Origin of the sequence: Paenibacillus sp. EC2-1 (assembly GCF_049311625.1) — a bacterium.
Taxonomy (GTDB): domain Bacteria; phylum Bacillota; class Bacilli; order Paenibacillales; family Paenibacillaceae; genus Paenibacillus_AQ.
Genome location: NZ_CP186006.1, coordinates 4,117,414 through 4,141,873, shown reverse-complemented (window position 1 = coordinate 4,141,873; position 24,460 = coordinate 4,117,414). Strand labels below are relative to the sequence as shown.

The 24,460-nt window shown below is 42.7% G+C and carries 25 protein-coding genes; 14 read left to right on the top strand and 11 right to left on the bottom strand.

The features are described from left to right. Positions 1-3: 3 nt before the first annotated feature. From ACK8P5_RS19300 to ACK8P5_RS19290, 3 genes are all read right to left on the bottom strand, one after another. Complete coding sequence (locus tag ACK8P5_RS19300) at positions 4-387, bottom strand: hypothetical protein (RefSeq protein ID WP_422657874.1); 384 nt, start codon at positions 385-387, stop codon at positions 4-6. Next, positions 377-847: a hypothetical protein gene (locus ACK8P5_RS19295; RefSeq protein WP_422657873.1), complete on the bottom strand. Its 471-nt coding sequence runs from the start codon at positions 845-847 to the stop codon at positions 377-379. The genes ACK8P5_RS19300 and ACK8P5_RS19295 overlap by 11 nt, the downstream gene beginning before the upstream one ends. Positions 848-1,076: 229 nt before the next feature. Then, positions 1,077-1,493, bottom strand: coding sequence for a hypothetical protein (locus tag ACK8P5_RS19290; protein WP_422657872.1), 417 nt, complete (start codon positions 1,491-1,493; stop codon positions 1,077-1,079). A 194-nt stretch (positions 1,494-1,687) separates the two neighbouring features. Here ACK8P5_RS19290 and ACK8P5_RS19285 point away from each other — a divergent pair, with 194 nt between their 5' ends. Further along, on the top strand, positions 1,688-2,068 hold the full coding sequence (locus ACK8P5_RS19285) for a DUF423 domain-containing protein (RefSeq protein ID WP_422657871.1): 381 nt from the start codon (positions 1,688-1,690) through the stop codon (positions 2,066-2,068). Positions 2,069-2,151: 83 nt separating this feature from the next. Here ACK8P5_RS19285 and ACK8P5_RS19280 read toward each other — a convergent pair whose 3' ends face one another. Beyond that, on the bottom strand, positions 2,152-2,706 hold the full coding sequence (locus ACK8P5_RS19280) for a hypothetical protein (RefSeq protein ID WP_422657870.1): 555 nt from the start codon (positions 2,704-2,706) through the stop codon (positions 2,152-2,154). Between the two features lie 185 nt (positions 2,707-2,891). Here ACK8P5_RS19280 and ACK8P5_RS19275 point away from each other — a divergent pair, with 185 nt between their 5' ends. After that, a complete protein-coding gene (locus tag ACK8P5_RS19275) occupies positions 2,892-3,194 on the top strand; it encodes a YunC family protein (protein ID WP_422657869.1) in 303 nt (100 codons plus the stop codon). A 57-nt stretch (positions 3,195-3,251) separates the two neighbouring features. On the opposite strand, the gene mtnA is transcribed toward ACK8P5_RS19275, so the two are convergent. Both mtnA and mtnK read right to left on the bottom strand, forming a co-directional pair. Continuing rightward, entirely contained in the window at positions 3,252-4,355 is a 1,104-nt protein-coding gene (gene mtnA, locus ACK8P5_RS19270) for an S-methyl-5-thioribose-1-phosphate isomerase (RefSeq protein WP_422657868.1), read from the bottom strand. Then, on the bottom strand, positions 4,352-5,575 hold the full coding sequence (mtnK, locus tag ACK8P5_RS19265; RefSeq protein WP_422657867.1) for an S-methyl-5-thioribose kinase: 1,224 nt from the start codon (positions 5,573-5,575) through the stop codon (positions 4,352-4,354). The genes mtnA and mtnK overlap by 4 nt, the downstream gene beginning before the upstream one ends. A gap of 298 nt (positions 5,576-5,873) precedes the next feature. Here mtnK and ACK8P5_RS19260 point away from each other — a divergent pair, with 298 nt between their 5' ends. The 6 genes from ACK8P5_RS19260 to sufB all read left to right on the top strand — a co-directional run bounded on the left by ACK8P5_RS19260 (position 5,874) and on the right by sufB (position 11,986). Further along, complete coding sequence (locus ACK8P5_RS19260) at positions 5,874-6,350, top strand: Dps family protein (protein ID WP_422657866.1); 477 nt, start codon at positions 5,874-5,876, stop codon at positions 6,348-6,350. A 468-nt stretch (positions 6,351-6,818) separates the two neighbouring features. Continuing rightward, positions 6,819-7,601 carry a Fe-S cluster assembly ATPase SufC gene (sufC, locus tag ACK8P5_RS19255; protein WP_422657865.1) on the top strand — a complete coding sequence of 261 codons (783 nt, stop codon included), beginning with the start codon at positions 6,819-6,821 and terminating at the stop codon, positions 7,599-7,601. A 22-nt stretch (positions 7,602-7,623) separates the two neighbouring features. Then, positions 7,624-8,928 carry a Fe-S cluster assembly protein SufD gene (gene sufD, locus ACK8P5_RS19250; protein ID WP_422657864.1) on the top strand — a complete coding sequence of 435 codons (1,305 nt, stop codon included), beginning with the start codon at positions 7,624-7,626 and terminating at the stop codon, positions 8,926-8,928. Beyond that, entirely contained in the window at positions 8,925-10,145 is a 1,221-nt protein-coding gene (locus ACK8P5_RS19245; RefSeq protein WP_422657863.1) for a cysteine desulfurase, read from the top strand. Before sufD ends, ACK8P5_RS19245 begins: the two co-directional genes overlap by 4 nt. Further along, positions 10,135-10,566: a Fe-S cluster assembly sulfur transfer protein SufU gene (sufU, locus tag ACK8P5_RS19240; protein ID WP_422657862.1), complete on the top strand. Its 432-nt coding sequence runs from the start codon at positions 10,135-10,137 to the stop codon at positions 10,564-10,566. The genes ACK8P5_RS19245 and sufU overlap by 11 nt, the downstream gene beginning before the upstream one ends. A gap of 22 nt (positions 10,567-10,588) precedes the next feature. After that, positions 10,589-11,986, top strand: coding sequence for a Fe-S cluster assembly protein SufB (gene sufB / locus ACK8P5_RS19235; protein WP_422657861.1), 1,398 nt, complete (start codon positions 10,589-10,591; stop codon positions 11,984-11,986). Positions 11,987-12,066: 80 nt separating this feature from the next. Here the strand turns inward: sufB and ACK8P5_RS19230 are convergent, their stop codons facing one another. The 3 genes from ACK8P5_RS19230 to ACK8P5_RS19220 all read right to left on the bottom strand — a co-directional run bounded on the left by ACK8P5_RS19230 (position 12,067) and on the right by ACK8P5_RS19220 (position 13,774). Next, the gene (locus tag ACK8P5_RS19230; protein ID WP_422657860.1) at positions 12,067-12,255 is read right to left on the bottom strand and encodes a tyrosine-type recombinase/integrase; all 189 of its coding nucleotides are present in this window, start codon (positions 12,253-12,255) and stop codon (positions 12,067-12,069) included. 302 nt (positions 12,256-12,557) lie between these two features. Beyond that, positions 12,558-13,175 carry a hypothetical protein gene (locus tag ACK8P5_RS19225; protein WP_422657859.1) on the bottom strand — a complete coding sequence of 206 codons (618 nt, stop codon included), beginning with the start codon at positions 13,173-13,175 and terminating at the stop codon, positions 12,558-12,560. Between the two features lie 35 nt (positions 13,176-13,210). After that, positions 13,211-13,774: a matrixin family metalloprotease gene (locus ACK8P5_RS19220; RefSeq protein WP_422657858.1), complete on the bottom strand. Its 564-nt coding sequence runs from the start codon at positions 13,772-13,774 to the stop codon at positions 13,211-13,213. Between the two features lie 798 nt (positions 13,775-14,572). Between ACK8P5_RS19220 and ACK8P5_RS19215 the strand changes: the two genes are divergently transcribed. The 3 genes from ACK8P5_RS19215 (at position 14,573) to ACK8P5_RS19205 (ending at position 18,866) form a co-directional block, all read left to right on the top strand. Further along, positions 14,573-16,552, top strand: a complete 1,980-nt coding sequence (locus ACK8P5_RS19215; protein WP_422657857.1) for a peptidase U32 family protein — start codon at positions 14,573-14,575, stop codon at positions 16,550-16,552. 109 nt (positions 16,553-16,661) lie between these two features. Beyond that, positions 16,662-17,981 (top strand): aspartate aminotransferase family protein, encoded by a 1,320-nt coding sequence (locus ACK8P5_RS19210; protein ID WP_422657856.1) that lies wholly within the window; start codon positions 16,662-16,664, stop codon positions 17,979-17,981. 6 nt (positions 17,982-17,987) lie between these two features. Next, positions 17,988-18,866 carry a UbiA-like polyprenyltransferase gene (locus ACK8P5_RS19205; RefSeq protein WP_422657855.1) on the top strand — a complete coding sequence of 293 codons (879 nt, stop codon included), beginning with the start codon at positions 17,988-17,990 and terminating at the stop codon, positions 18,864-18,866. A 71-nt stretch (positions 18,867-18,937) separates the two neighbouring features. Here ACK8P5_RS19205 and ACK8P5_RS19200 read toward each other — a convergent pair whose 3' ends face one another. Together ACK8P5_RS19200 and ACK8P5_RS19195 are read right to left on the bottom strand one after the other, a co-directional pair. Beyond that, entirely contained in the window at positions 18,938-19,984 is a 1,047-nt protein-coding gene (locus tag ACK8P5_RS19200) for an HD-GYP domain-containing protein (RefSeq protein WP_422657854.1), read from the bottom strand. A gap of 99 nt (positions 19,985-20,083) precedes the next feature. Next, positions 20,084-20,827, bottom strand: a complete 744-nt coding sequence (locus ACK8P5_RS19195; protein WP_422657853.1) for a molybdenum cofactor biosynthesis protein — start codon at positions 20,825-20,827, stop codon at positions 20,084-20,086. Between the two features lie 105 nt (positions 20,828-20,932). On the opposite strand from ACK8P5_RS19195, the gene ACK8P5_RS19190 reads away from it, so the two are divergent. The 3 genes from ACK8P5_RS19190 to ACK8P5_RS19180 all read left to right on the top strand — a co-directional run bounded on the left by ACK8P5_RS19190 (position 20,933) and on the right by ACK8P5_RS19180 (position 24,448). Continuing rightward, positions 20,933-22,363, top strand: coding sequence for a bifunctional metallophosphatase/5'-nucleotidase (locus ACK8P5_RS19190; protein WP_422657852.1), 1,431 nt, complete (start codon positions 20,933-20,935; stop codon positions 22,361-22,363). A gap of 85 nt (positions 22,364-22,448) precedes the next feature. After that, positions 22,449-23,276, top strand: a complete 828-nt coding sequence (locus tag ACK8P5_RS19185) for an undecaprenyl-diphosphate phosphatase (protein WP_422657851.1) — start codon at positions 22,449-22,451, stop codon at positions 23,274-23,276. A 95-nt stretch (positions 23,277-23,371) separates the two neighbouring features. Continuing rightward, on the top strand, positions 23,372-24,448 hold the full coding sequence (locus tag ACK8P5_RS19180) for an HD-GYP domain-containing protein (protein ID WP_422657850.1): 1,077 nt from the start codon (positions 23,372-23,374) through the stop codon (positions 24,446-24,448). Positions 24,449-24,460 lie beyond the last annotated feature (12 nt).

Below are 24,460 nucleotides of genomic sequence, written 5' to 3'. Positions count from 1 at the left end.
CTATCAACCTCCAGATCGCACACCACTTGAACCGCCGCTGCCGAATCCAGTATGGCTTTTTGAAGAGCGAATGGAATCACTCTGGGAGCGGGTAAGAGGTTTTCCTGAACCGTGATACACACCAGAGCCACCGTTGTAGTAATAATATCCTCCGGAAGAGTTATATTCACAGTATTCGATATTAGGATCACAATCCTCATAGCTCTGTCCGCAGCCGGTTAGCGTGGCTGGAACTGCGAGCATTAAGGCAAAGGCAGCGAGTTTCGTTTTAGAGCCGGGTGCTGACGTCGTAGCAGAAGTGGTATCAGTGGTCGATGCGGCGAATTCTTGTACTTCTGAGACATGTTCCGTCAATTTGGTAGGGAATGCATCGCTGTTATTGTTCATCCTTATCTGCCTCCTTCAGAAACAATCGCACGCAGTCGTGCTTCGGATCATAAATACTAAATATGACTTCATAAGTCACAGTGCCAAACACCAGATAATGATTAAGAAGATAAGTAGCAACATCCCGCTTGAATGTGGGTACGGGAAAGAGCTGCTGTGGAGTTTGAAATGAATCTTCTGACCATAACAAGTATTCAATGCGAGTTGAAGTCATAGAACTCACGCTGAGATCAATTGCGGATTGTATTGCACAACCGAAGATTTCCAGTTCTTCTGCACGAAACGGAGTTATGTAAATGAATTCGCCGGCTTGATCATCGCTTTCATGTGACAAATGAACATATAGCTGATCAGATAAAAGGGTTGCATCCACCAGTTTTCTAACAAATAACTCATCCTGTGAAATGGATGATTGTTCGACTGGTTGAGGACCTCCCCGTGATTCTTCTGGCCACGTCACATATTTTAATTGATAATAAATAACAATTACCTGCCTTTCTGAGTAGGGCCGCGTAAAAATTTATCCACCTAAAAATGGATCACTTGGCTATTATATACGGGTTATACGTAGAACTGCCATAAAAAGATTCAAGTATGAAACGATCATTTTTAGCCATGATCAAGCATTGTCTCATGATTAAAGGGGCTATCCTATGTAGGACAGCCCCTTTAATGTTGTTGCACGATTGTTACGCAATCAATACGATTAAGAACAGGATCACGATGGTCAACAAGACAACTCCGTTAATTATGGCACCGATAACAGAATAAGATCTTTTTTGCTTCTTGGAGAATGCGCCTACCATACCGAGTATGAAACCAATGAAGTTAATGAGTACAATAATGATGAACACGGCGGCAAGAGATGTCATGGCTTCGAGCGCTTCTTGCGTTGGCTGTGTGATGCCCTCTGGAGTGACATACGGTTCAAGCATGGCATTTCCTAATGAAGCCATAATAATGTAACCGATTAAGCTTATAATGGATAGTACAAATGATGTGATCCCAAGACCAGAGTGTTTCTTCTCCACGGGGGGGATAAATGTGATCTCAGGGTGAGAAGATGTGTTCATCTCCGAAGGATGGGATGGGGGCTGCTTTTTCATGAATAGCTTCGCTCCTTATTCGTAAATCGATATGTATGGTGTCTGTACTAATTTTTCACAAAATAGCCGCGAAATCAAGTCTCTTGCTTTGGGTAAGACCGTGACAAACCTCTATTCCAAGGTTAAACTAAATGTTAGTAGAAATTTTTGAATGCACATTTCACTAGCAAACTTTTAAAGGAGCTGTTCCACAGATGCAGAAAACATTTATGGCATGGGGCGCTGTATTCATGGCATTGTCCGTAGCGATTGGAGCGTTCGGGGCTCACATGCTGGAAGGTAAAATAACGGCAGATGAGATGGCAATATATGAAACGGGTGTACATTACCATATGATTCATGGTATTGCTGTCATTATTACGGGTCTAGCAGCTGGGTTGTTCGGTGAATCCAGAAAGCTGTTCTGGGCAGGTGTATTATTTAGCGCGGGTATTATTATTTTCTCTGGAAGTTTATATGTGCTGAGTCTTAGTGGTATTAAATGGCTTGGTGCGATCACACCGATCGGTGGCGTATCCTTTATTGCTGGGTGGCTGATTCTTATGTCTTCGGCATGGACCAGAAATAGAGCATAAGTGGTATTGGTTATGAAAAAAAACGGCTTGCCTAACCTATTACAGGGGCAAAGCCGTTTTTTTTGTTCTGCACAAACATTTATCTAACTCGCACTGAATTCATCGATTTCATTCAAATTAAAGGTGTAAACCTGCTTCTCATCTACATGATAAACAGTAACCAAATGATTGTTGTCGTCATAGTTGAGAATACGGCACGGTAAACTTACCTGTTTGCCATTGCGATTGGCTGTTAGCCGAATTAGACGGTTGTCCTTAGAATAAATTTTAATCCATTCGAAAGGGTCGTTCTCTGTTGAGTGAGGAATGCTCGGTGCAGCAGGCTTCGTTTCTTTAACGGGTAAGGGATTGCTTTTGATGGCATTCTTGGGGATGCTTATCGTATGGGCAGATGATGCGTCGGTAGACGTTGAAGTCTTAGATGCTTTAGAGATGACAGCACGCTTCTTTGCCTGGATTAAGCTATCGATGATTTCACCAAGCTCTATCCCCGACTTCACGCGAAAATCGATTACCTCTTCGGATTGGTTTAGCATCTCCAGTAAATGTTGTAAAGCTAGTGCGTTGGAAGAGCTCTTTACTAGAATATCAACATTAAACAAAAAACCGTTATCATCTGTGGTTGTATTTTTGTTCATAGTATTACGGTTCACCAGCTTTCAAAATGTTTCCTGAATACAACTATACCATATTCAAAAATTATTCAGTAGTCCTAATGTCATAGAGATGTACATGAAAATCATTTTTTATGTAGAGACGTTCGCACCATACCGTATCCTTCAGAATACACATGATCTTAGCCATGTGAGGGGAGGTGTGTTTCATGGTTACACTGCTGCCGATTGACATAGAGGGACATACCGTCATGGGCGTTGAGGTAAAACTGCCTAAAACTACACTGCTGGCCGTATATACAACTCGTGGATATATTATGTGTGGTGCTTTGGATGTAGGTCTTCTTAACCAAAAACTTGCGGATCGCCAGATTATCGCAGGAAGAGCGGTAGGTGTTAGAACATTGGAGGATCTGCTTGAGGCACCACTGGAGTCCGTAACGGTGGAAGCTGAGAAATGGGGGATTCATCCTGGTTTGAAGGGGAAAGATGCCATTATTCGCATGCTATAGGGATCAGTACACAACAAAAAATGACGATCCTCAGAAGAGGATCGTCATTTTTTGCTCTTATTCTGCTGTGTTAGCGAATAGAGCCTTCAGATTTTCAGGGTATGGAGCTTTGATAATACCCTTCTCTGTAATAATGGCAGTTACATATTCATGCGGAGTAATATCAAACGCTGGGTTATAGACTTTAATGTCCGCAGGAGCAGTACGTTTACCGAAACCTTCAGTAATTTCCTCTGCTGGACGTTCCTCAATTGGAATATCTGCGCCTGTTGGTGTGTTCAAATCAATCGTAGACAGAGGACAAGCGACGTAGAAAGGGATTCCATGTGCTTTAGCTAATACGGCTACCCCGTAAGTACCGATTTTGTTGGCAACATCACCATTGGCTGCTACGCGGTCGGTTCCGACAATAACCGCTTGTACCCAACCTTTAGACATGACCATAGCTGCCATGTTATCAGCTAGAAGGGTTACATCAATTCCGGCTTGTTGAAGTTCAAATGCTGTAAGACGAGCACCTTGAAGTACAGGTCTAGTTTCATCAGCGAAGACTTTGAAAGAGATGCCCTGCTCGTGAGCAAGATACATTGGAGCGAGTGCGGTACCGTATCTTGCAGTCGCCAGCCCCCCAGCATTACAGTGTGTAAGAATTCCCATTCCATCCTGAATAAGTGGGAGTGCGTGTTCTCCAATCTGCCTACATACCTCTTCATCTTCTGAACGGATTGTATGAGCCTCAGAGAGCAATCCTTCATTCAGATAGGCGATGTTATTGTTCTCGTTTGAGGTGTCTGTGGATAGTTTCTCAGCAGTTAACTTCATCCGATCCAGAGCCCAAAATAAATTGACAGCTGTTGGACGCGATGTAGCTAGATAGGCACAAACCTGTCTAACATGATCCAGCCACTCGGCAGCGTCACTACCTGTGTAGCTTTTAGCACCCAGTACAGCACCGTATGCTGCAGCAATACCGATTGCAGGAGCTCCACGAACTTTCATGGAATGTATACCTTCCCATACGTCTTCTGGGGAATAGAGCTTCAAGTTTATGATTTCCCCTGGTAAAAGACGCTGATCTAGCATGATAAGGTGATCGCCACCCCACTCAAGAGATCTTAGTGGTCCTGTTGTTGTTTCAGTAAATGTGTTGATGTTGCTCATTTGGACACCCCGATTTCTGTAGATGCAAGTTGTACGAGCTTAAGTATATCATAAATAGATCCCACGCTTCGGTGATGACGGACCAGATTTTTACCTACAGCAAGCGCTTTTCGCTGAGCAGCTTCACGTAAGGATTCATCTGGAATTCCTTCAATGTCGGCAACATGAGACAACCCGACAATTCTACGAATCATTTTACATCCGGCAAAACCGGCAGCATCACGTAATATCTCTGTTAAGTAATAGTCTTGATAGCCTGGAGTCTTGGACATTTCATCAAGAAGCTCTGTATTCCACAGATGGCGGAAAGAAGCTTCAAAGTGGGTCCATACCTCTTTCACCATGTCGAGCAGGCGTTCTTCCCGAATAGATAGATTCTCAACGTTTTGATTCCATCCTGGCTGAGCGACATAGTTGAGTAGCAGGTTACCAATAATGGCACCGATATCAAACCCCATAGGTCCGAAGTATGCGAATTCAGGATCGATGACTTTAGTTGATTCAGGTGTGACAAAAATACTTCCTGTGTGCAGGTCCCCGTGTAGAAGTGCTTGGGCATGGGTAAGGAATTTCTCTCTTAATAGCGCAACTTCAAAATGCAGCGGCAGGTCATTCCGAAGCGCCTCTGCTTCATCTTCGATGTTAGCAGAATAGTTATTGTTGGCAGAATTCCGATATGGATCTTCGAAGATCAAATCTTCAGTAATCTTACATAAGTCCGGATTAACAAAGCGGCCTGCAAGCTCTTTCTTCTCTTGTTGGTTCATGCCTAGGTCAGAGGTGAAAAAGAGTGTTCTTGCAAGAAATTGGCCAATATGCTCCGCAAACTTAGGATAGGCGTTACCATCAATTAATCCTTTCCGCATAATGGTGTACTCACTCAAATCCTCCATTACGGTATAGGCTAGCTCATCGGAATAAGCATAAACCTCAGGTACAAGATCAGAACATAATCGGTGCTGTATTTCTAAAGCTTGACGTTCGATACGCGCTCTGTCGAGAGATAAAGGCCAGGATTCCCCAACGACCTTGGCATAAGGAACAGCTTGTTTGATTATAGTACTTTCATTGGAATTCTCTGAGGTTACATGGAAGACTAGATTCAGATTACCGTCACCAATTTCACGGCAGTTGAGTACAGTGCTTTCAGAAAAGATGCCAGGGAGGCTCTTAGCAAGTGCGATGGCTTCCTCGGCGGTAAGTGGATGATATGCGGACATAGATGGTCACCTCCATATATAATAGAAAGAAAAAAAGCCAACTTTTCTAGTAGGTATTATTCAGTATACCGGGATTCTAAGTAATTTTGTACAATTTTTTAACATTCACTGAAAAGGTCCTCTATTTGATTCGGAGGAGGATGAGTGGGGTAAACTACAAATAGACGCCCGGATAATTCGAACACATTATAATGAGGTAACACGGCAAGGCTACATACTGCCAGGTTGATTCAAACTGAATCTCCCCATGCCGCATTAGAGGGTGAATTATATACTATGGAAAAGGAAGGGATTTATTATGGCTAAGACTGACTCAAGCAAAACCAATAGTAAAACAAAAAATGCTGGTGTAGAGCAAATGCTGAATCAACAAGTAGCGAATCTTAACGTTCTTTACGTTAAACTTCATAACTATCATTGGTATGTGAGTGGTGAGCAGTTCTTCTCCCTTCACGTGAAATTTGAAGAGTTATACAATGAAGTAACCTTGAAAATGGACGAGGTTGCTGAACGCATGTTGGCTCTTAAAGGGAAACCAGCTGCAACAATGAAAGAATACCTTGAAATGTCTACAATTCAAGAAGCTACGGGCAATGAAGATACTCGCGGCATGGTTCAGCAGCTAGTAGAGGATTTCGCAACCTTGTCTGAAGAGCTTCAAGAAGGCATTGATATGGCTGAAAAAGCTGAAGATCCTTCTACTGCCGATATGCTGACAGGTTTCAAGACAGATTTCGAGAAACATATGTGGATGTTGCGCGCTTTTCTTGCCTAGGAAGAAGAGTGAACACTAAAGGTTAGAAAAGTAGATATTGACTGAAAGTCTATACAATATGTTAAATAATACAAATATTCCTGTGCAGTTCGACATATCGCCCTATCTTTTAAATATGCTATAACCGTCTGGTGACGAACGGTTCCATTCACGGTGCCAGATGCTGCTCAAAAAAGGATAATGGCGCGTCTTACAGCAACAGCTCAGCGGCTGATAGGAATTATTAAAACAGGCTTGGCCGTGCTCAACGGTCAAGCCTGTTTTAATAATAATAACGCAATGACAAATATCACACATTGGCGTGTCCGGTTGAATTAAACCCTTGTTTATTATAAAATGACTTGAGAATCATTGAGAATCAGTTTAGAATAATTATAAATAAAGTCTTCATGATAAATCAGGGCGACCAATCCTGTTATCAGATATATCATTACACCACTATACTTTTTTCGACGGAGGGAATATTACATGTCAACGAAGTTTGTCATTGAAGGTTTAAAAGCACAAATCGAAGGCAAGGAAATACTTAAGGGTATTAACCTGGAGATGAATGGCGGAGAAGTCCATGCCATTATGGGACCGAACGGAACAGGTAAAAGTACTCTCGCTTCGGCTTTGATGGGTCATCCGAAATATGAAGTAACCGAAGGTAGCGCAACTTTGAACGGTGAAGATCTGCTAGAAATGGAAGTTGACGAGCGCGCATTGGCAGGCTTGTTTCTTGCAATGCAATACCCAAGTGAAATCGCAGGTGTGACAAATTCTGATTTCCTTCGCAGTGCAATGAATGCACGCCGCGGCGAAGGTAATGAGATTTCTCTCATTAAATTCATCCGTCAAATGGAAGGTAAAATGAAAGATCTAGAGATGAATCCTGAGTTTGCTCATCGTTACCTGAATGAAGGCTTCTCCGGCGGTGAGAAGAAACGTAACGAAATTCTTCAAATGCTGTTGCTCGAGCCAAAACTCGTTATCTTGGATGAAATTGACTCCGGTCTTGATATCGATGCACTTAGAATCGTTGCTGAAGGTGTAAATGCAATGAAAGCAGAAGATCGTGGTTTCTTGATTATTACCCACTATCAACGTTTGCTTAACTATATCACTCCAGATTTTGTACACGTCATGATGCAAGGTCGCATCGTTAAATCCGGCGGTCCAGAACTTGCACAGCGTTTGGAAGCAGAAGGCTATGATTGGATTAAGGAAGAGCTCGGCATTACCGATGAAACTGTAGGTCAAGAAGCGTAAATAGAGCGGAGGAGGAGAAGAAATGACTACACAAACCATTCTTCCGGTCAACGCTGAGACTTTGAAGGCATTGTCCGCAAGCAAGCAAGAACCTGCTTGGGTAACGGAAAGCCGCCTTGCTGCTCTCGAATTGGCCGGCCAGTTGGAACTGCCTAAGCTTGAGAAACAGCGTATTGACCGCTGGAATATCCAAGCATTCGGAGAATATAAGAAAAATGATCAACTGTCGTCTTTGGACGATCTTCCTGAGGAAGTTGCTAAACTTGTAGAAGGTTCTAGAGAAGGCGGACTGATCATTCAGCGCAACTCCAGCAAAGTATATGCTAGTCTATCTGCAGAACTTGCAGCACAGGGCATAATCTTCACAGATCTGGAGACTGCAGTAAGAGAACATGAAGCTCTCGTGAAGCCTTACTTGCACCAAGCAGTGAAGAGCGATACGCATTCGCTTGCAGCACTGCATACAGCAACATGGAACGGCGGAGTCTTCTTATATGTTCCGAAGAACGTAGAAGTAGAATTGCCGCTGCAAGCTGTGTTGTTGAGTGATGATGCAGAAGCTCTTTTTGCACCACACGTACTTATCGTTGCGGATGAGAACAGTCGTGTCACTTATGTAGATAACTATGTTTCTCATGAATTGTCGGGACATGTTACACATAATGGCGCTGTTGAAGTCTTTGTTAAGAATGGAGCTAAAGTTCGCTTTGCTTCTGTTCACCAGATGACTACCGAAGCTACAGATATCACTTATCGCCGTGCTATTGTTGAGAATGATGGATCTATCGAATGGATTGTAGGCGAAATGAATGATGGTGATACAGCAAGTGATACGATGAGTGTGTTGCAAGGGAATGGATCCATATCAGATGCGAAAGTAATCGCTGTTGGTTCTGGCTCTCAGAAGATCAACTACACAACACAAGCGCGTCATTTCGGTAAAAACTCTGCAAGTCAGATGATTACTCGTGCTGTTATGCGTGAAGAAGCTCAAGCGATCATTAACGGAATTACCAAGATCGAGAAGGGTGCTACGAGATCTGACGGACAACAGACAGAGCGTGTATTGATGCTCAGTCCGAAAGCGCGTGGAGATGCGAACCCAATCCTGCTAATCGATGAAGATGATGTTACTGCGGGTCACGCAGCATCGGTTGGTCAAGTAAATCAGGAGCAGATTTACTACTTGATGTCGCGTGGTATTTCACGTGAAGCTGCAGAATCTTTAATTATCTATGGATTCTTGGCACCGGTAGTAAGCGAAATTCCTTTGGAAGGTCTTCGCGACCAACTTCAAGGACTTGTTGAAAGGAAGCTGGGACAATGAATGCTAACGTCCGCGAACAGTTTCCCATCTTACAGCAGGAAATAAACGGACATCCGCTGGTATATTTAGATAGCGCCGCGACTTCTCAGAAGCCGCGTGCTGTTATTGATGCCGTGAAGCACTATTACGAGTGGGAGAATGCTAACGTACACCGTGGCGTTCACACCCTTGGTAGTCGCGCTACAGATGCGTACGAGGGTGCCCGTGAGAAAGTGGCACGCTTCATCAACGCGAAGCGCACGGAGGAAATTATTTTTACCCGCGGAACGACGACAGCGCTCAATCTGGTAGCATCGTCGTATGCACGTTCTGTCTGCGGACCAGGTGATGAAATCGTTCTGACGGAGATGGAGCATCATAGTAATCTCATTCCGTGGCAACAGGCAGCTCTTGCTGTCGGTGCCACGCTGAAATATATACCGATTCAGCCTGATGGTTCGATTGCACTGGAAGATGTGGAGAAGACCGTCACAGATCGTACGAAGGTCGTAGCTATTGCATATGTATCTAATGTAATGGGTGTTGTTCACCCCGTGAAGGAAATTGCAGAGATTGCCCATCGTCATGGAGCGGTGATCGTTGTTGATGGAGCCCAAAGTACGCCGCATATGAAAGTGGATGTTCAGGATCTGGACTGTGATTTCTATGCTCTATCCGGACATAAAATGTGCGCACCAACAGGTATCGGAGCTCTATATGGCAAGAAGGCGCTGCTTGAAGAGATGGATCCGATCGAATTCGGTGGCGAAATGATCAATGATGTGGGTCTGTATGAATCAAACTGGAAGGAACTCCCTTGGAAGTTTGAAGGCGGAACCCCGATCATTAGCGGAGCTGTTGGACTTGGGGCAGCTATCGATTTTCTAGAAGAAATCGGAATGGATGAAATTGCACAGCATGAAAGTCGTCTGGCGAAGTATGCTATGAATCGACTTAGTGAGATTGAAGGGATCAGCCTATATGGTCCGCGTGAGCGGGAAGTTGGACTGGTTACGTTTAATCTAGGTGATGTACATCCCCATGATGTTGCTACCGTACTGGATGCACAGGGGATTGCGATTCGTGCGGGTCACCACTGCTGTCAACCTTTAATGCGATGGCTTAAAGTATCATCTACAGCACGTGCAAGTTTTTATCTGTATAATACAGAAGAAGAAGTTGACCAGCTTGTCAGCGCCTTAATCCAGACAAAGGAGTATTTTGGCGATGCAACTTGACGATTTATATAGACGTGTCATTATGGATCATTATAAAAACCCTCGTAACCGCGGGAAATTCGAAGACGACGTCGTTACAATTGATTTGAACAATCCGACATGCGGAGACCGAATTTCATTACAATTGAAGGTTGAAGACGATGTTGTGAAAGATGCCAAGTATATGGGCGAAGGATGTTCGATCAGCATGTCTTCCGCTTCAATGATGACAGATGCAGTTAAAGGTAAGACGCTTGATGAAGCGCTTGAGATGGCTTCTAAATTCTCCTCCCTGATGAAAGGGGAAGCAGTAGAGTTTGAAGACTATGAGGATCTTGAGGCCCTGTCTGGTGTGAATAAGTTCCCTGCACGCATTAAATGTGCAACCCTAGCTTGGAATGCACTGCGAAAAGGAATTGACGGTACAGAAGAGAAACACTGAGAACGATAGGGAGGTAAGATTAATGGCTAAAAAAGCTCCTGAAATAGAAGAGTATAAATATGGTTTCCGTGATGAACATAAAGCTATTTTTCAGACAGGTAAAGGTCTGACGCGTGAAGTCGTTATGGAGATTTCTAAAATCAAAAACGAACCACAGTGGATGCTTGATTTCCGTTTGAAGGCACTTGAGCAATTCGAGAAGATGGATATGCCACAATGGGGCGGAAATCTAGATGAGCTCGATTTCAACGATATCCAGTACTATGTAAGACCTTCTGAGAGACAAGGTAAGACATGGGAAGAGGTTCCTTCTGAGATTAAGGAAACATTTGATAAACTAGGTATTCCTGAAGCTGAACAAAAGTTCCTTGCAGGTGTATCGGCTCAGTACGAATCTGAGGTTGTATACCACAACATGCAGAAAGAGCTTGAAGATCAAGGTGTTATCTTTACAGATACGGATACAGCACTGAGAGAGCACCCTGAAATCTTCAAGGAGTATTTCTCGACAGTTGTTCCGACTACGGATAATAAATTTGCGGCATTGAACAGTGCGGTATGGTCAGGCGGAAGCTTCATCTATGTTCCAAAAGGCGTGAAGTGTGAAATTCCACTGCAAGCTTACTTCCGGATTAACTCGGAGAACATGGGACAATTCGAACGTACACTGATCATTGCTGACGAAGACAGCTTCGTTCACTATGTAGAAGGATGTACAGCTCCGATCTATAGCACAAACTCCCTGCATAGTGCGGTTGTTGAGATCATCTGTAAGAAGAATGCACGTGTTCGTTACACAACGATTCAAAACTGGGCTCCGAACATTTATAACCTGGTTACAAAACGTGCTGTTGCAGAAGAGAACGCGACCATGGAATGGGTTGATGGTAACATTGGCTCTAAGCTGACCATGAAATACCCTGCCGTTATTCTTAAGGGCCGTGGGGCGAAAGGTATGGTACTTTCCATTGCTGTAGCAGGTAAAGGTCAGCACCAGGATGCAGGCGCTAAGATGATTCACTTGGCTCCGGATACGACATCTACAATCGTGTCGAAATCCATTAGTAAGCACGGTGGTAAAGTAACATACCGTGGACTTGCTTCCTTCGGTCGTAACGCCGAAGGCGCTAAAGCGAACATCGAGTGTGATACGCTTATTTTGGATAATGAGTCCACATCCGATACAATTCCTTATAACGAGATTAAGAACGATAATGTGACGCTTGAGCATGAAGCGAAGGTATCCAAGGTTTCTGAGGAGCAGCTGTTCTATCTCATGAGCCGTGGACTAAGTGAAGCGGAAGCGACACAAATGATCGTTATGGGCTTTATCGAGCCGTTCACGAAAGAACTACCGATGGAGTATGCGGTTGAGATGAATCGTCTCATCAAGTTCGAGATGGAAGGTAGTATAGGTTAATATCCGAAAACCCTTGCTGTAACAGGGGCGATCGGTTATTAATATAAAGATAGAAGTCGTTGGGCCGATTTCGTGCCGATTCAAATATTTCTTTTAGTGTAGGAGGCGAACTTTTGAAGTTCGTCTTCTTCAATTTTTTGGGTTATATCAAGGTACGTATCAGCAGTAGTTTTGATTGTTTTGTGGCCAAGTCTTTTGGATACAAACACTAAACTTGCCCCCGATTCAAGCAGCAATACAGCATGGGTATGTCTGAAACCATGTGTCATGGGATGAGGCGACTAAAAAAGGACTTATTGATGGAACGCGACCAGGCACCCCGATTACTAGAGAGGAAATGATCGTAGTACTACATCGAAATCAAAGTAAAAATTGAAATCCCAAGCGCTAAAGAATATCAAAAACCCCACCGGTATATGCTTATTTACTGGTGGGGTCCTTTGAAGTTTTAAGGTGCTCTGTACATGTGATGTCATTTTTATTATTATTGTTCATATTTATCTTCGTAATCATGTAGAAGAGTACAACACCCTGAGGCCACACCTAATCTCTGGCTGTTATAGAGGTTCTATTATTTATTGTATTTTTCTAATGCTTCACTAAAGATGTTTTTAAGTTTCAGTAATTCATCTTGATCTCCTTTATACTCTATGTTATCAATGTCTTCATTTAAGAGAGACTTTTCGTTTGAAGGAATAGGAATTTTACCATGATATACACCTTTAATATTAAACACTTTAGGTTGTGTTAGATTTGGCGATAAAAACAATAGGTATTCTTCATCCTTATTCATTAGCTGGTAACCAGCAGTGCTATAAACTACATTGTTATCCAAAGCTGCGTTTTCCTGAACGATTATATCGTCTCCATTGTTAAGGTTGTATTGGTTAGTATCCTTTAAAACTTCCTCAATTTTGATTACTGATATTGTTCTGTTATCAGTAGGATAACCTTCTTCATCTTTTTGGGTAATCACCTCTTTTTCACTTGTCTTTTTCCCCTTGATAATTAGTTCAGCGGATGAATCAATTTCATCAAAATCTTCATACGAGATGACTTTAGCATCGGCAATGATATATTTTGGTGCATCATTTATGGGTACGTTAGAGGATTTACTACTAGTGCAACCCGTAAATAGTAATATCGAAATTAAAACCAATATACTTATTTGTGTTTTTTTGGTATTCATTATAACCCTCCAATATTTTTTTGATTTCTAAAATATTATAGATTGGTATAAATATAATTTATGCCATCCCAATCATCCTTAATTGGATAAGTTCCATAGATCCATCCTTTGGGTTTCATTATGGCATCAGTCACTTTAGAATGATCTAGCCCAAGGGAATGCCCTACTTCATGAGTAGCAGTTTCTTTAAGCCTATTAGCGTCCAAATTTTTCGCCCTAGGCTGGTTCCAGCGAATCCTAGAATCAGAATATAATCCAGTCCAATCAGGGGTGCCCCCTGAGTAATTGAGACAGCCTGCATACATCTCTCCAAGATCGGTGAAGCTTGCAAACCATTTTATGTCAGCATCAGACGATTTGCTAACCATCGAGACTTGAATGTGACTTGAGTTATTCCATGCCAATGAACCATGTTTTGAATGTGAATCAAATCCAGCTTGACTGACCGATGAATCAAGCCAAGCCTCAAGATTATTACCATCAAACCATTTTCCTTTATAAATAGTATAAGCATACGAATTGACTGGAAAAAGAACACAGAGTAAAAAAGCTACAATTAAACTAATCTTGATTCCTAACTTCGTTTTTTTTAAGTACATGAATGAACATTCCTCCTATTATTTCAAAATTAAACATATTATTATATACTTGGTTTAATTGTAATATTAAACAATATTGTAAATGTTAAACCATTAATTAACAGATTTATATAAATATATTTAAAAATATTAGCATTGCGAATATATTTATATAGAGGTGTAGCGATATGAGAAAGATTGATAATTTGTTGCATGTCTGTATTATTGGGGTTGTACTATGTGGGGGACTTTTTCTATTCAGATATTTAATTAATAAAGAATTTAGTTTGATAGAGCTTGTTTTGGGCTGTGTCTTCTTTATTACTCTAATACTTGCATTTTATTGGAAAGCTAAAAAGAGATAATAATTTATCAATACTCCCTTATCTACACTTCCTTATTGTATAAACGCACTAGTAATACGCTTGTCCGTTTTTTGTCCGTTTCTGTAGAATAAAACACGAATATCATATATACGGAAATGCGGATAAACCTACGATTTATCAGAATTTTTCTTCTATATATACGTCTAAAATAGACGAAAACAATCAAGTTCGCCTTCTTTTTTTTGAATAAATCCTAATTTTGTGTAGCTCATGATATGAAATCGAAATTAAATCCGAATGTATGAATTCGATTAAACCCTGTGATTTTCGTCATAGAAACGCAGGTTTTAAGACGGTTTAGAGTGGATAAAAGGTACTGAAATCGCTTTACATTTAACAATTTGTGAATTGTGTCACAATCAATTTATTCGGTGTTATAATGAGGATACTTAAAATTTAAAGATATTTATTGAGAGGTTAAGGAGGAACGACTGTGGCCAGATATTTTAATGGAAAAGAAGTAGAACTGTTGGCTCCTGCCGGTACATTTGAAATTTTTAAATCTGTTATTGATATGAATTGTGATGCCGTTTATTTTGGGGGACCATCCCTCAATATGCGAATGATGCGTAAAGGATACAATCTGAGTTATGAGGAAGTTCGTGAAGCAATCAAGATGGCGCATGATCGGGGTAAGCGTGCATATGTTACGGTGAATAATCTGTTGAACGAAGAGGACCTTGAGGAAGCCAAGCGTTACTTCAATTTCTTGAATGAAGCTTGTCCCGATGCGATTATTGCTCAAGATTTAGCAGTATTTCCACTTATTCAGAATTTGAATCTAACGAACATTCCTGTGCATTCTTCTGTCATGATGAATGTTCATAACCTTGAAATGATTGAGGCTTTGAAGGAAATGGGCGTTACGCGTGTTGTAGCTTCGCGTGAGATGGATCTGCATACTGCTGAATTATTGCAATCAAAGACGGGGATGGAGTTTGAATATTTTGTTCATGGTGACATGTGTACGGTACACGGTGCGAACTGCTTGATTAGTTCCATGCTGTTTGGGAATAGTGCCAATCGCGGACGCTGCATGAAGCCTTGTCGCTGGGATTATCGGGTGAAGAAGGACGGCCACATCTACCCAACAGAATATCCATTAGCAGCGAAAGATATGTACATGTATGAGCATATTCCAGAGCTTATTAAATCCGGCATTACTTCGTTTAAGATCGAAGGGCGGATGCGTGATGAGGAGTTCCTGCGGACACTTGTGAATACCTACGGACATGCTATTGACCGTTATATCGAAGACCCGATTGGATTTAATCGTAAAGAGGATGCGGACACATTATATGAGAACCGCAAACGAGACTTCTCGACAGGTTATGCATTTGGCAAACCGGGATTGGATTACATTAATCGGCGTTACGAAGGCACAGGTAAGTTCTACAGTACGGGGAAGGTTTTCAGTACACCGACAGCAGAGCGTGAGCTTAAGCCTGAGCGAGTCAAGCAGGTGAGAGACACACTTGGTAGTGTGAAGCGTGAAGTGGCTTCTACAACAACACCGCAATTAAGTGTGCATGTGAACAATGTAGATCAAGCTCGCGCAGCAATGACAGCTGGTGCGGATATAATCTATCTGACAGGCGATGTGTTTCAACCGGATCGTCCGTTTACCCGGCAAGAAATCGAGGCACTTACTGCTGAAAAAGGAACAACCAAAGTTGTACTCGGTATGCCAAGAATGATGACAGAATTGCATATGGAGCAGTACAACCAATTCATCCGTGCTGGTGCTAACCACGCATTTTACGGATTGGACGGTTTGTTGGTAACGAATATTGGTGCCATGCATAAGTTCCGTGATATACCACTACCTATGATCGCAGACTTTAACTTGAACGTGTTTAATCACATGTCAGCTTCACTTTATCATGAACGGTTTAACATGGAACGTGTTCACGCTTCCCTTGAACTTCCTCTTAATGATTTGACGAAGCTGCTAGACAATACACATGTGCCGGTTGAAGTTATTGTTCACGGTTCGCCGATTGTGATGTATCTTGAGCTTGATCTCTATGAGAATACACAAGTTATTGAATCCATTGGAGAAGAAGATAATAAGTATGTTGATAATCAGTACCTTGTATTGATGACAGACAAAGGTGAGAACCCGGTCTATCGTGATTGGAGCGGACGTAATCACTTAGCACTCTCGAAAGAGTTATGTTACTTGCCAATGCTAAAGGAATTACATGAAGCCGGGGTAAACCATTTCCGTATCGAAGGCAAAACGTATACTCCTGAGCAGCTTGGTAATATTGTTAAGGTCTATAAACAAGCGTTGCAACACTTGGACCAATGCGACAAGCTATTTGAACAAATGGATCCGATCTATGCAGGATACACACTTGGATCATTACAGTTTGGCCAAGCGCTAAAGCTGGATCTTGTTGAAGTTTAAAATAGAGCGCGCATTGCAGCACTCAGGTGAGAGCGGCAGACAACCTGTCTGCCGCTTCTTGCAGGAGAACTTTCTTCTACACAAGAGTTTACACGAGAGGTGGATAAATATGAGCAACCTGAATCAAGACCAAGGTCAACATACATCACATATCGGTCCAGAAGGCGTGTTAGAAAAGCGTAAACAGTACTTTTTTCCGTGTACCCATCACTTCTATAGCAATCCGCCTCAGATTGTACGGGGAAAGATGCAGTATCTGTATGATGAACAAGGACGTGAATATGTAGACTTTTTCGCAGGCGTATCTGTTGTGGCTTGCGGTCACTGTAATGAACAGATTACGGCAAAGACCATTGAGCAGCTCCAGACGCTACAGCATACGACAACCATCTATTTAACGCAGCCTATGGTGGATCTTGCTGAAAAATTAGCTAGCGGAGTGCTTCCCGGCAACTTGAAACGTACTTTCTTCTGTAATAGCGGATCAGAGGCGAACGAAGGTGCGATGCAGCTCGCACGGTTGCATACAAAGCGCCGTGATTTTATCGCACTTGAATACGGATTGCACGGTCGTACTTACCTGACGATGGGAGTAACGGGGATTCCGATGTGGCGTTCCGATGATTATCTTGATTCTGGAGTGACGTTTATCCCGCGCCCGTATGATCCAGAATTGGATGACGAGACTGCTGCACGCCGTTCTATTGAGTCGCTACGTCAGGTCCTTGCTGAGAAGGGGGATACGATTGCAGCAATGATCGTTGAACCTATTCAGGGCAATGGAGGGATGATTACCCCTCCGGACTTCTATTTCCGTGAAGTGAAGAAGCTTCTTGAAAAATACGGTGTACTACTTATCGCGGATGAAATTCAGACTGGATTCGGTCGTACGGGCAAGATGTTCGCGATGGAGCACTATGGTGTTGTGCCGGATATTATGTCGATGGCCAAAGCGCTTGGGAATGGAGTACCGATCGGCGCTTTTGCGACAACCGATGAAATTGCTGCAAGCTTCAATCGTCCCTCAGCTTCTACCTTCGGTGGGAACCCCGTTTCAGCGGTAACAGCACTGGCTGTACTGGATTACATCGAGAACAACGGTTTGGTTGAGCGAGCGGAATTGGTAGGAGGACGACTTCTGGCAGGTCTTTGTCTTTTGCAGAAGAAGCATTCACTTATTGCAGATGTACGTGGTAAGGGATTCATGTGTGGAGCAGAGCTGAGAGGGCAAGATGCAGAAGCAAGTGCTGCTCTGACAGATAAAGTGCTTGAACGAATGAAGGATCGTGGATACATCATTGGTAAGAATGGAACAGGACGCAATGTACTGGCTTTCCAACCACCTATTATTATGCCTTCAAAGGATGTGGATGCCATGCTAAAAGTCTTGGATGAAGTGCTAACAGCTGTAGAATCAGAGGGGTGTTGATATGCCATGGAAGTGATAAGAAAGGTTGCTAACAAGACTCGTATGTTCGGGGAACTGGTTATGTTCTCGCATACCTTGTTCTCTCTCCCCTTTGCACTCATCTCGATGATATGGGCAGCAGGAGGGGTACCTTCCGGGCATGTTGTTCTATGGTCACTTATCGCGCTAGTTGCCGCACGTAACGGGGCCAATGCGTTTAACCGTCTGGTTGATCGAAAATTCGATGCAGCCAATCCGCGAACTGCACATCGTCATCTTCCGCAAAAATTGCTGCATGAACGTGAAGTGACCACTTTTGTGGTCGTCAACTTTGCAATCTTCATATTCGCAGCAGGAATGCTGAATACACTTTGCTTGGTGTTGTCACCGGTAGCGATTGTGTTGATCTGTTCTTATTCCTATACAAAACGTTTTACTTGGCTCTGTCATTTGTATCTCGGGTTCACGATCGCATCAGCACCGATTGGCGCATGGTTTGCTGTTACAGGTGAGTTTGCTTTTACTCCATTTGTTCTCGGTACCATCGTAATGTTATGGATTGGTGGCTTCGATATTATTTATGCTACTCAAGATATTGATTTTGACCGTAAAACAGGTCTTTGGAGTGTACCCCAAGCGTTCGGCCTAGATGGTGCGCTCTTCATTTCAAGAAGCTTACACATCATTATGGTCCTGTTGCTATTCTCGCTTTACATTTTACAAGACCTGAGCTGGTTATACTTAGTTGGTATTGTCACAGCTACGCTTTTGCTGGCAGTCGAGCATAATATTATCAAACCTTCAAGCCGAAAACGAATGAATGTAGCTTCTTATAATTTAAATCAGGTGATTAGTATGGTGATTTTATTCTGTACGATGGCTGATTACTTTCTAATTATCAGATAGCTGTAGTCATTAGGAAAGCCTCCCGAAGTAGTATATATACCACTTCGAGAGGCTTCTTTATCTGGAGAGAACTATATCAGTATTTCCTGAATAGCAGATTCCCGTTCTTTAGAAAGGTCTATAAATCCAAGAGGTGTCTGAACCAGTGGACGGAAGAAGTCTGAATGATTATTCATGACGATTGTTCCTGATTCACCTGAGGTAAGGACCACTTTTTTGCCGATAAAATTGGGCAACATATGTTGAATAAAAGCATGAGTAGGTTTAGCGTTTAATTTACCGAAGCTGAGACTATAAAGCTCCCTTAGTACATGAAGTAGCTGTTGTTTGGACTGATAGGCTCTGTTGGTTGTCATAGCGCTGTATACATCGGCTACAGCTGCAATATGAGCATAGGGATGAATCTTTTCTTCTGGAAGTCGATGTGGGTATCCGCTTGCGTCATCTCGTTCGTGGTGCTGGAGTGCTACAAGAGCGGTCTGTTCATCGTCAATGGATTCTCGAATGATCTCATAACCATAGGAGGTATGGCGTTTAATGACCTCGAATTCCTCCGTTGTAAGTTTGTCAGGCTTATTGATGATCTCTTCAGGAATTCGGCTCTTTCCGATATCGTGAAGATATCCAGCTTTACCAATTTCGTAGGATTCTTTAGAGCCGTACCCCATCCATGTGGCAAGATAGTAAGAGAGCATACCGACCTGCATTGAGTGTTTGTATGTATAATCGTCTTTTCCATTAAAGAGCAGAAGCAGAGAGACGACATCCTTTTGCTCCATTAAAGAACCAACAACGGGCTGGAATGAGTCATGAACGACCTCTTCGTTGAATTTCCCAGTCTTTATAGCTTCCGTAAAAACAGAGGCGATGCCATCAATCGCTTGATCGAAATGAGGCTTAACTTTACTCAGCGATTCCGGTGTTTCTGAAGAAGGGTCGACAGACAAGAGGATATCACGAGGTTCAATATCGATATAGTCGATGCTGTGCTGAAGGAGCTTAGAGATTTCTTCGAGGCGTAAAATCGTTCCTTTTTGTAAGACATGGACACCGTTGCTGTTAAAAATTTCTCGCTGCGTTTGATCTCCGGGTATCAGGTCTGTGACATATACTCTCAAATCGTTGCACCTCTTACCTGTAATTGAGTTGACAGATTCAAATCATAAATCTATCTTAGCAAGAAAATTCTGGATTTTCAACGACTTATTAACTACGAACTATTTAGCTAATGGGTCCCAAGACCCGCTTTGAGGACCTTTCCACTCAGATCCATCTTCCCAGATTTCTTTCTTCCAAATAGGTACGGTTCGCTTTAATTCCTCGATAGCGTAACGGCTTGCTTCGTAACATATATCGCGGTGGGGTGAAGAAATTGCAATCACAACACTGATTTCGCCGATAGAGACGGAACCAATTCGGTGTGAAATTGCGCAAGTTGTACCGGGCCATTGGTCTTTTATTCTGTCACGAATTTTCTGTAATTCATGAAGTGCCATAGGGATGTAAGCCTCATACTCTAATGAAACAGTGCGAAGGTCGCCGGTCATTTCTCTTGTTGTTCCGACAAAATTCAAAGATGCACCATGGTTAGGATGAAGAACTTTCTGAAGTGTTTCCTCAGGTAATAAAGGTTCAGACGTGATCACACACATTCCATCCGGTGTTGTGCCCGTAGTATGTTTCATCTCTGCCTCGTGCGATAAACCGTCGCCTCCAGAAACCGGAGGGATCAGAGCGACTTCATCTTCACCTGTAATAAGATGATCCTCAGTCGCGTACTCTTGGTTTACAGCAGTAAATGATATATCGATAAGCGTTGAAGCTTGCGGATAAGCATCGCGAATCCTATTTTTAAGTTCTTGGACAGTAATTGGGAATTGATTTACAGTTATACTTAGTGTGGATGTACCGACGCGGTCTGCTAAGCCTGCAAAAAGTAACACTTTAATACAATTTTCCATATAGGTTCACCTCGAATTCTTATGGGCTACAATATACCATATTCCTGGTTAAAATGTTATGCTTGTAGGACCGGAAAAAACGACAATCACACGGGAGGGGCCGCAATGAATCAGATGAATACTGATAAGTTGACGATACTGCACACGAATGATATTCACAGCCATTTTGAGATGATGAGTGCAAATGCAGCGGTTATTTCCCGGGAAAGGAAAGCTGCTGGAGATGCTGTACTCGTTCTTGATATAGGTGATCATATGGACAGAGCTGCCGTGGAGACGGAAGGAACAATGGGACAGGCAAACGTCGATGTGATTAATTTGACAGGGTACGATGCCATTACGATTGGTAATAATGAGGGATTGACTGTTCCACTTAAGCAATTGGAGACAGCTTATTCTGGCCTGCAATGTCCAGTGGTATGTTGCAATATTTTTGAATTGGACCGAGGCAAACCACCGGTCTGGATGAATGAGCATATCATTTTGGAGAAAAATGGGATTAAAATTGGAATTACGGGTGCAACAGCAGCTTTTGATAGTTTTTACACTCTTTTGGGGTGGGATTCCAGAGATCCCGAAGCTTCTATCGCTGGACAAGTACATTTACTGAGAGATCAAGTGGATGTAGTCATTGTGATGTCTCATCTGGGAATTGTAGCGGATAAATTATTAGCAGAACGAGTATCCGGAATTGACATTATTCTTGGGGGCCATACACATCATCTATTGGAAGAGCCTCTGTTTATTAATGGTACTGCTGTATGTGGGGCAGGGAAATTTGGGGGTTATGTAGGGAAAGTTGTGATGGAGCGACAAGAAGGGCAAGAGGATTTTAGAGTAAAGAGTGGTGGGTGCATTCCAGTTGAGCACTCAGAACTGGACCCCCATGTAGAGAAGGCCATACTCATTCACAGGGAACAAGCTGAAGAGTATCTGAAGGAAACAGTAGCGGTGACAGATCGAAAGCTTGAGATTAAGTATGATCAGGAATCCTCTTTTGCCAATTTGCTTGCTCAAGCAGTTCGACATCACACACACGCAGATATTTCTATCGTAAATGCGGGTCAATTATTAGGCTCACTCCCTGCAGGAGAGATTAGTACGGGGATGATACATTCCCTCTGTCCATCACCGATTAATCCGTGCCTTGTAAAACTAAACGGCGCTGATATAATTCAAGCATTGGAAGAGAGTCTTCTCCCGGAGTATTATGATAAGAAGATTATGGGTTTTGGTTTCCGTGGCAAGGTGCTTGGGGTATTGGCTGTGGATGGATTAGAAGTGCTGGTCCATAGTGAAGGAAGTAAAACTCATGGGATCAAACAGGTTTCTGTGCAAGGTGTACCTATCGATAAGGATCGGGAATACATGGTCGGAACACTCGATATGTTCACTTTTAAAGTTGGTTATGAGTCCTTGGCCAGAGGTCGAGATGTACTATATATGTTACCCGAGTTCATTCGTGATTTGCTAAGAGATGAGTTATCCAGACCTGGAGCGCTAGCAGAAAGCTTTCTTCCACGCTGGATTTCCTAATTAAGAATCCTCCCGACTAACTTCTATTGTCCGAGCATACATATGAAGGGACAAAGTTAAGAGTTAAGATAGGAAGGGGATAGTTATGGATTTTATCGCATCCATTATTCTGGGAATTGTCGAAGGTCTGACGGAGTTTATACCGGTATCGTCAACAGGGCATATGATTTTGACTGCCAAGGTCATGGGATACAACGATCAGACACCAATCATGAAGACATTTGAGATTGTTATTCAGCTTGGCGCGATCCTTGCCATTGCAATCGTGTATTGGCGTCGTATTATGAACCTTCTCGGCTGGAGTCATACGGAGCCCTTGTCCAAACGAGGTAAGAGTGAAAATAGACTCAATCTGATCCACGTTTTTTTAGGGATCGCTCCAGCGCTTACGGTTGCCTTTTTTGCTAAGGATTTTATAAAAGGTTTGTTCAGTGCACAGACTGTGCTTTTTGCTCTTGTAGCAGGTGGTATATTTATGATATTTGCGGAGTGGTACAATGGAGCAAAGTCTAAAATTACATCTCACGAACTCGATGACTTAACATATAAGCAAGCACTATTAATCGGTCTATATCAGATCATTTCTGTGCTCTGGCCTGGTTTTTCACGTTCGGGTTCAACCATCTCAGGTGGAATGCTCAGCGGAGTCAGTTATAAAGCATCGGCAGACTTTTCTTTTCTTATCGCCATTCCGATTATGTGTGCTGCGGCAGGGTATGAACTTCTGGAATCCTATCACTATTTCACATCAGACGTGCTTGGCCTGTTCGTGGTTGGATTTATTGTTTCGTTCGTTGTTGCTTACTTCGTTGTTCTTGCTTTTATGAAGCTAATCCAAAAAATAAGGCTGACTCATTTCGCAATTTATCGCTTTGTCTTGGCTGCTGTATTCTGGTTATTTATTATGCAGTAGTGAAGCTGCATGTATTATATAATTATTAAGCTAGAAGCTTTGATGATCATGTGGCGCGAATCAATTCTTATTTCGAATGCAGAGGAAGTGTAAGTTTGCGTCTAATACCCGTATCTTTACTAAAGCCGGGAATGGTTCTCGGCAAAAGAATATACAATAGCGACGGATTGATACTGCTCGCAGAGGGTGTGGAGCTGACGGATGGCATAATCCGCAGGTTGGACGGCCTGGACCTTAGTTATATTTATATCGAGGATGCAATGACTGAAGACATTGTTATTCCAGAGTTGGTTTCACAGCAGACGAAGCTTGAGGCCATGCGCTCCATTCGGCAAGGGTTCAAAAACTTGGAGGAACGTCCAACGTTAAAGGGTAGTTTCCTTCACTTGGGCAAAACCTTTTCTGGAATGATGGAGAATATGATGGATGAGATTTCTTCTGTTAATGAATCCATGGTGCTTCTTACAGATATGAATACGAATGATTTTAATTTGTATCAGCATTCTTTGAACGTATGCTTGTATTCAATGGTTCTGGGCATTTCTTATGGCTACAGTAGGGACGAGGTTAGAGTTCTTGGATTAGGAGCGCTCCTACATGATATTGGTAAGACTCGGATATCTCCAGGGCTCATACAGAAACCGGGGCGTCTAACGGAAGAAGAATTCCGGGAGGTACAGAAGCATACCGAGATTGGATACAAAATATTGAAGGATGAGCCGAATATTCCTCTCTTATCTGCGCATTGTGCACTCCAGCATCATGAACGTCTGGACGGGTCAGGATACCCTCGGGGTTTGAAAGGTGCGGAAACCCACGAATACGCTAAATGGATTGCTATAACGGATTCATATGACGCGATGACAACACACCGGGTGTATAAACCGGCAATGTTACCACATCAAGCAGTAGAAGTGATGTATGCCGGTTCGGGAACGCTGTATGAACAACGTTTTCTTGCAATGTTCCGGGATCGGGTTGCTATCTATCCTCCTGGGATGACAGTACGCCTTTCGACAGGGGAAACTGGGGTAGTGTCTAAGATTAACTATGATGTGCCTCACAGACCTGTCATTCGTGTCTTGAACAACTCGGAAGGGGAGGAACTTCAGCTACCTTACGAAATCGATATGTCGGAATCACTTGCTGTTATGATTGCCGGTACTGGATAAGACAGCTCAGAT